Source organism: Comamonas sp. B21-038 (assembly GCF_022387135.1).
Classification (GTDB): Bacteria; Pseudomonadota; Gammaproteobacteria; order Burkholderiales; family Burkholderiaceae_C; genus Comamonas; species Comamonas sediminis.
The window spans coordinates 5,167,501-5,175,000 of sequence record NZ_CP092462.1 but is presented as its reverse complement, the minus strand read 5'-3'; the positions used below and the strand labels follow the sequence as shown (position 1 = coordinate 5,175,000).

Below are 7,500 nucleotides of genomic sequence, written 5' to 3'. Positions count from 1 at the left end.
TTTCAAGAGCAGAGAAGAAAACGTCCAGCTAGGTGCTGGACGTTTTCAGTATAAAAGCCTGACGATGACCTACTTTCACACGGGAATCCGCACTATCATCGGCGCGAAGTCGTTTCACTGTCCTGTTCGGGATGGGAAGGAGTGGTACCAACTTGCTATGGTCATCAGGCATAACTTTTTGCTTCTTGGCCGCTTGGCGCTGATCGGTCGATCAGGGCGTTGCTGCTTTCGAAGCGAATTCATAGAGTCTTATCAGCTAAATTTGATTGCGCTTTGGGCATAACTGCAGTTGCAGTGTTTCTTTGCTTGGGCCCCCATCTAAGGGAGGGGCCGATCAAAGTTATAGGGTCAAGCCGCACGAGCAATTAGTATTGGTTAGCTTAACGCATTGCTGCGCTTCCACACCCAACCTATCAACGTCCTGGTCTAGAACGACTCTTCAGGGGGGTCAAGCCCCCGGCAGATCTCATCTTGGAACGAGTTTCCCGCTTAGATGCTTTCAGCGGTTATCTCTTCCACACATAGCTACTCGGCAATGCCACTGGCGTGACAACCGATACACCAGAGGTGTGTCCACTCCGGTCCTCTCGTACTAGGAGCAGGCTTCCTCAAATCTGCAGCGCCCACGGAAGATAGGGACCAAACTGTCTCACGACGTTTTAAACCCAGCTCACGTACCTCTTTAAATGGCGAACAGCCATACCCTTGGGACCGACTACAGCCCCAGGATGAGATGAGCCGACATCGAGGTGCCAAACACCGCCGTCGATATGAACTCTTGGGCGGTATCAGCCTGTTATCCCCAGAGTACCTTTTATCCGTTGAGCGATGGCCCTTCCATACAGAACCACCGGATCACTATGTCCTGCTTTCGCATCTGCTCGACTTGTCAGTCTCGCAGTTAAGCACGCTTATGCCATTGCACTATCGTCACGATGTCCGACCGTAACTAGCGTACCTTCGAACTCCTCCGTTACGCTTTGGGAGGAGACCGCCCCAGTCAAACTGCCTACCATGCACTGTCCCCGATCCAGATCATGGACCAAGGTTAGAACCTCAAACACACCAGGGTGGTATTTCAACGTTGGCTCCATGAGAACTAGCATCCTCACTTCAAAGCCTCCCACCTATCCTACACAGATCTGTTCAAAGTCCAATACAAAGCTACAGTAAAGGTTCATGGGGTCTTTCCGTCTTTCCGCGGGGAGATTGCATCATCACAAACATTTCAACTTCGCTGAGTCTCAGGAGGAGACAGTGTGGCCATCGTTACGCCATTCGTGCAGGTCGGAACTTACCCGACAAGGAATTTCGCTACCTTAGGACCGTTATAGTTACGGCCGCCGTTTACTGGGACTTCAATCAAGAGCTTGCACCCCATCATTTAATCTTCCAGCACCGGGCAGGCGTCACACCCTATACGTCCACTTTCGTGTTTGCAGAGTGCTGTGTTTTTATTAAACAGTCGCAGCCACCTATTCTTTGCAACCCCGTTTAGCTCCATTTGTTCAACTTCACTTACTTGGGGCACACCTTCTCCCGAAGTTACGGTGTCAATTTGCCGAGTTCCTTCTCCTGAGTTCTCTCAAGCGCCTTAGAATACTCATCTCGCGCACCAGTGTCGGTTTGCGGTACGGTCGTGTGTAGCTGAAGCTTAGTGGCTTTTCCTGGAAGCTGGGTATCACTCACTTCGTCTGCAAGCAGACCCGTTATCACCCCTCATCTTAGCCCGGCGGATTTGCCTACCGAGCACGACTACAGGCTTGAACCAACATATCCAACAGTTGGCTGAGCTAACCTTCTTCGTCCCCACATCGCACTACACATCGGTACGGGAATATTGACCCGTTTCCCATCAGTTACGCATCTCTGCCTCACCTTAGGGGCCGACTTACTCTACGCCGATGAACGTTGCGTAGAAAACCTTGCGCTTACGGCGAGCGGGCTTTTCACCCGCTTTAACGCTACTCATGTCAGCATTCGCACTTCTGATACCTCCAGCATCCGTTACCAGACACCTTCACAGGCTTACAGAACGCTCTCCTACCACGCACAGTAAACTGTGCATCCGCAGCTTCGGTAACTGGCTTAGCCCCGTTACATCTTCCGCGCAGGACGACTCGATCAGTGAGCTATTACGCTTTCTTTAAATGATGGCTGCTTCTAAGCCAACATCCTGACTGTTTTAGCCTTCCCACTTCGTTTCCCACTTAGCCCGTTTTAGGGACCTTAGCTGGCGGTCTGGGTTGTTTCCCTCTTGAGTCCGGACGTTAGCACCCGGTGCTCTGTCTCCCAAGCTGTACTCTGCGGTATTCGGAGTTTGCATAGGTTTGGTAAGTCGCCATGACCCCCTAGCCTAAACAGTGCTCTACCCCCGCAGGTAATACTTGAGGCACTACCTAAATAGTTTTCGGAGAGAACCAGCTATTTCCAAGTTTGTTTAGCCTTTCACCCCTATCCACAGCTCATCCCCTAGTTTTGCAACACTAGTGGGTTCGGACCTCCAGTACCTGTTACGGCACCTTCATCCTGGCCATGGATAGATCACTTGGTTTCGGGTCTACACCCAGCGACTTGTCGCCCTATTCGGACTCGATTTCTCTGCGCCTTCCCTATTCGGTTAAGCTTGCCACTGAATGTAAGTCGCTGACCCATTATACAAAAGGTACGCCGTCACCCCTAAGGGCTCCGACTTTTTGTAAGCATGCGGTTTCAGGATCTATTTCACTCCCCTCCCGGGGTTCTTTTCGCCTTTCCCTCACGGTACTTGTTCACTATCGGTCGATGATGAGTATTTAGCCTTGGAGGATGGTCCCCCCATATTCAGACAGGGTTTCTCGTGCCCCGCCCTACTTATCTGCAGCCTAGTACCACCAATGCGTTTTCACATACGGGGCTATCACCCACTATGGCCGGACTTTCCATTCCGTTTTGTTAACACACTGACTATCACTGCAAGGCTCTTCCGAATTCGCTCGCCACTACTATCGGAATCTCGGTTGATGTCTTTTCCTCTGGGTACTTAGATGTTTCAGTTCTCCAGGTTCGCTTCACTGCGCTATGTATTCACTCAGTGATACCTATTGCTAGGTGGGTTCCCCCATTCAGAAATCTCCGGATCAAAGTTTATTTGCCAACTCCCCGAAGCTTATCGCAGGCTATCACGTCTTTCGTCGCCTATCATCGCCAAGGCATCCACCACATGCTCTTAGTCACTTGACCCTATAACTTTGATATCTATCGCTAGATCTCAAGCCAAGAACCCAAGCAACTGCTTATGCGAGGTCTCTCACCTCGCGCGTTATGCCGTAATGTGAATATCTCTGCTGTAAACCCAGTTTCCCAGATTCACATTCTTGAAGAATATTCGTCATTACTGAATAAAAATTGCTTCCGCAAAGTTTCATTCGTTTTGACGCAATCAAATTGTTGCTGGCGGCACGGTGCAGTAAAACCTTTACGAATTTCTGCTTTCCACCAGCAACGCTGATTTTCGACTCTATGAATTTTTAAAGAACAGCCGTTTGATCCGGGAATCCGGAGTCAACAACAAAACAGTCTCTTGCGAAACCGCTTTGGTGTTGAGTGATAAGTTATCAGTAGTAGGTTTTGGTGGAGGATGACGGGATCGAACCGACGACCCCCTGCTTGCAAAGCAGGTGCTCTCCCAGCTGAGCTAATCCCCCTGATTGCCTATAGCCGGCGCATTGCTTCGTTGCCTGCTGCTCACACACGCTAGTGTGCTTCGCACCAGACGCCTCGCACTGCTTGGCTCTAGTCAATCAGCATTTAGCCAATCAACCAAAGCGGCATAAGCTCAACCTCTAAATCCGTTGGAAGTATTTGGTGGGTCTAGTTGGGCTCGAACCAACGACCCCTGCGTTATCAACACAGTGCTCTAACCAGCTGAGCTACAGACCCATTCCAATTCTTTGCAAGTGCTGTGTCTTAGTGCAGACCCAGCCTCTTAAAAGCTTTGGCTTGTTCCAACAACCGATAAGTGTGGGCGTTCAATCTTGATTGCTTTGTTTCCAGAAAGGAGGTGATCCAGCCGCACCTTCCGATACGGCTACCTTGTTACGACTTCACCCCAGTCACGAACCCCGCCGTGGTAAGCGCCCTCCTTGCGGTTAGGCTACCTACTTCTGGCGAGACCCGCTCCCATGGTGTGACGGGCGGTGTGTACAAGACCCGGGAACGTATTCACCGTGACATTCTGATCCACGATTACTAGCGATTCCGACTTCACGCAGTCGAGTTGCAGACTGCGATCCGGACTACGACTGGCTTTATGGGATTAGCTCCCCCTCGCGGGTTGGCAACCCTTTGTACCAGCCATTGTATGACGTGTGTAGCCCCACCTATAAGGGCCATGAGGACTTGACGTCATCCCCACCTTCCTCCGGTTTGTCACCGGCAGTCCCATTAGAGTGCCCTTTCGTAGCAACTAATGGCAAGGGTTGCGCTCGTTGCGGGACTTAACCCAACATCTCACGACACGAGCTGACGACAGCCATGCAGCACCTGTGTTACGGTTCTCTTTCGAGCACATGTCCATCTCTGGTCACTTCCGTACATGTCAAAGGTGGGTAAGGTTTTTCGCGTTGCATCGAATTAAACCACATCATCCACCGCTTGTGCGGGTCCCCGTCAATTCCTTTGAGTTTCAACCTTGCGGCCGTACTCCCCAGGCGGTCAACTTCACGCGTTAGCTTCGTTACTGAGAAAGTTAATTCCCAACAACCAGTTGACATCGTTTAGGGCGTGGACTACCAGGGTATCTAATCCTGTTTGCTCCCCACGCTTTCGTGCATGAGCGTCAGTGCAGGCCCAGGGGATTGCCTTCGCCATCGGTGTTCCTCCGCATATCTACGCATTTCACTGCTACACGCGGAATTCCATCCCCCTCTGCCGCACTCTAGCCATGCAGTCACAAAGGCCGTTCCCAGGTTGAGCCCGGGGATTTCACCTCTGTCTTACATAACCGCCTGCGCACGCTTTACGCCCAGTAATTCCGATTAACGCTCGCACCCTACGTATTACCGCGGCTGCTGGCACGTAGTTAGCCGGTGCTTATTCTTACGGTACCGTCATCAACCCTCTTTATTAGAAAAGGTCTTTTCGTTCCGTACAAAAGCAGTTTACAACCCGAGGGCCTTCATCCTGCACGCGGCATTGCTGGATCAGGCTTTCGCCCATTGTCCAAAATTCCCCACTGCTGCCTCCCGTAGGAGTCTGGGCCGTGTCTCAGTCCCAGTGTGGCTGGTCGTCCTCTCAGACCAGCTACAGATCGTCGGCTTGGTAAGCTTTTATCCCACCAACTACCTAATCTGCCATCAGCCGCTCTAGTAGCGCAAGGCCCGAAGGTCCCCTGCTTTCATCCTTAGATCTCATGCGGTATTAGCTACTCTTTCGAGTAGTTATCCCCCACTACTAGGCACGTTCCGATGTGTTACTCACCCGTTCGCCACTCGTCAGCGTCCGAAGACCTGTTACCGTTCGACTTGCATGTGTAAAGCATGCCGCCAGCGTTCAATCTGAGCCAGGATCAAACTCTATAGTTCGATCTTGAATTTAAAGTCTCTCGACTACTCACTCACTTGACGGAAATCAGAAGATAAATCTTCTTCATTACTGTTTAAAGTGAGCGCTTGTTTTGCTCCGAAGAACATATGGCAATCGCCACCAAACGCCCACGCTTATCGGCTGTTAGTTTTTAAAGACCTGACCCAAGAGCCTTGGCCCTCAGATTCCCTTCGCCGCGATCAGCGAAGCCTTGCATTGTAGCACAGCTTTTGCTGCACTCAAGAACGTTTTCACGTTTTCTTCTCAACTCTTGCAACCCGCCGATCCGTGGACCTGGCGCGCTACTCTTTCAAGAGCAGAGAAGAAAACGTCCAGCTAGATGCTGGACGTTTTCAGTATAAAAGCCTGACGATGACCTACTTTCACACGGGAATCCGCACTATCATCGGCGCGAAGTCGTTTCACTGTCCTGTTCGGGATGGGAAGGAGTGGTACCAACTTGCTATGGTCATCAGGCATAACTTTTTGCTTTGCTGCCAAGTTTGTTAGGCAGCACAGCGAATTCATAGAGTCTTATCAGCTAAATTTGATTGCGCTTTGGGCATAACTGCAGTTGCAGTGTTTCTTTGCTTGGGCCCCCATCTAAGGGAAGGGGCCGATCAAAGTTATAGGGTCAAGCCGCACGAGCAATTAGTATTGGTTAGCTTAACGCATTGCTGCGCTTCCACACCCAACCTATCAACGTCCTGGTCTAGAACGACTCTTCAGGGGGGTCAAGCCCCCGGCAGATCTCATCTTGGAACGAGTTTCCCGCTTAGATGCTTTCAGCGGTTATCTCTTCCACACATAGCTACTCGGCAATGCCACTGGCGTGACAACCGATACACCAGAGGTGTGTCCACTCCGGTCCTCTCGTACTAGGAGCAGGCTTCCTCAAATCTGCAGCGCCCACGGAAGATAGGGACCAAACTGTCTCACGACGTTTTAAACCCAGCTCACGTACCTCTTTAAATGGCGAACAGCCATACCCTTGGGACCGACTACAGCCCCAGGATGAGATGAGCCGACATCGAGGTGCCAAACACCGCCGTCGATATGAACTCTTGGGCGGTATCAGCCTGTTATCCCCAGAGTACCTTTTATCCGTTGAGCGATGGCCCTTCCATACAGAACCACCGGATCACTATGTCCTGCTTTCGCATCTGCTCGACTTGTCAGTCTCGCAGTTAAGCACGCTTATGCCATTGCACTATCGTCACGATGTCCGACCGTAACTAGCGTACCTTCGAACTCCTCCGTTACGCTTTGGGAGGAGACCGCCCCAGTCAAACTGCCTACCATGCACTGTCCCCGATCCAGATCATGGACCAAGGTTAGAACCTCAAACACACCAGGGTGGTATTTCAACGTTGGCTCCATGAGAACTAGCATCCTCACTTCAAAGCCTCCCACCTATCCTACACAGATCTGTTCAAAGTCCAATACAAAGCTACAGTAAAGGTTCATGGGGTCTTTCCGTCTTTCCGCGGGGAGATTGCATCATCACAAACATTTCAACTTCGCTGAGTCTCAGGAGGAGACAGTGTGGCCATCGTTACGCCATTCGTGCAGGTCGGAACTTACCCGACAAGGAATTTCGCTACCTTAGGACCGTTATAGTTACGGCCGCCGTTTACTGGGACTTCAATCAAGAGCTTGCACCCCATCATTTAATCTTCCAGCACCGGGCAGGCGTCACACCCTATACGTCCACTTTCGTGTTTGCAGAGTGCTGTGTTTTTATTAAACAGTCGCAGCCACCTATTCTTTGCAACCCCGTTTAGCTCCATTTGTTCAACTTCACTTACTTGGGGCACACCTTCTCCCGAAGTTACGGTGTCAATTTGCCGAGTTCCTTCTCCTGAGTTCTCTCAAGCGCCTTAGAATACTCATCTCGCGCACCAGTGTCGGTTTGCGGTACGGTCGTGTGTAGCT

The 7,500-nt window shown here is 51.1% G+C and carries 2 tRNA genes and 5 rRNA genes (1 of these 7 only partly in view); all 7 read right to left on the bottom strand.

What is annotated here, in order from left to right:
* Window positions 1-56: 56 nt before the first annotated feature.
* Window positions 57-169 (bottom strand): 5S ribosomal RNA (gene rrf, locus MJ205_RS23600).
* A 175-nt stretch (window positions 170-344) separates the two neighbouring features.
* Window positions 345-3,222 (bottom strand): 23S ribosomal RNA (locus MJ205_RS23595).
* 388 nt (window positions 3,223-3,610) lie between these two features.
* Window positions 3,611-3,686: transfer RNA gene (locus tag MJ205_RS23590), tRNA-Ala, on the bottom strand.
* A gap of 158 nt (window positions 3,687-3,844) precedes the next feature.
* Window positions 3,845-3,921: transfer RNA gene (locus MJ205_RS23585), tRNA-Ile, on the bottom strand.
* A gap of 114 nt (window positions 3,922-4,035) precedes the next feature.
* Window positions 4,036-5,564: ribosomal RNA gene (locus tag MJ205_RS23580) — 16S ribosomal RNA — on the bottom strand.
* 365 nt (window positions 5,565-5,929) lie between these two features.
* A 5S ribosomal RNA gene (gene rrf, locus MJ205_RS23575) occupies window positions 5,930-6,042 on the bottom strand.
* Window positions 6,043-6,195: 153 nt separating this feature from the next.
* Window positions 6,196-7,500 (bottom strand): 23S ribosomal RNA (locus MJ205_RS23570); it runs 1,573 nt beyond the window's last position.
* Together the 16S, 23S and 5S rRNA genes with 2 tRNA genes alongside form the textbook arrangement of a ribosomal RNA operon.